Source organism: Caulobacter sp. 602-1 (assembly GCF_003931565.1).
Taxonomy (GTDB): Bacteria; Pseudomonadota; Alphaproteobacteria; order Caulobacterales; family Caulobacteraceae; genus Caulobacter.
In genome coordinates this window covers 1-322 of record NZ_RRYI01000072.1, presented here as the reverse complement: position 1 = coordinate 322, position 322 = coordinate 1, and the positions used below count along the sequence as shown (strand labels likewise).

Here is a 322-nt window from a genome sequence, read left to right as displayed (position 1 = left end):
CGAGGATCGCCGCGGTGAGTAGTGCTATGACGGCGACGAAGGACTCGGTCATCATGCCGCCGTAGCCGATCACGCGCATCTGGCCTTCCTTCTCCAGCATCTTCGGCGTCGTGCCCGAGCAGATGAGCGCGTGGAATCCAGACAGCGCCCCGCACGCGATGGTGATGAACAGGAATGGAAACAGTGAGCCGGCGAACACCGGGCCGTTGCCGCTACCGGCGAATTTCGACACCGCTGGGGCCTCGATGATCGGGTGAGCCGCACAAACACCGATCGCGAGAAGCGCGATGGTGCCGACCTTCATGAACGTTGACAGGTAGTC

At 62.4% G+C, this 322-nt stretch carries 1 protein-coding gene; it reads right to left on the bottom strand.

Annotation, left to right across the window (positions count from 1 at the left end):
• Positions 1-304: carbon starvation CstA family protein (locus EIK80_RS25295; RefSeq protein WP_305038176.1), on the bottom strand; the 304-nt coding region annotated here is incomplete at its 3' end.
• Between the last annotated feature and the right edge of the window lie 18 nt (positions 305-322).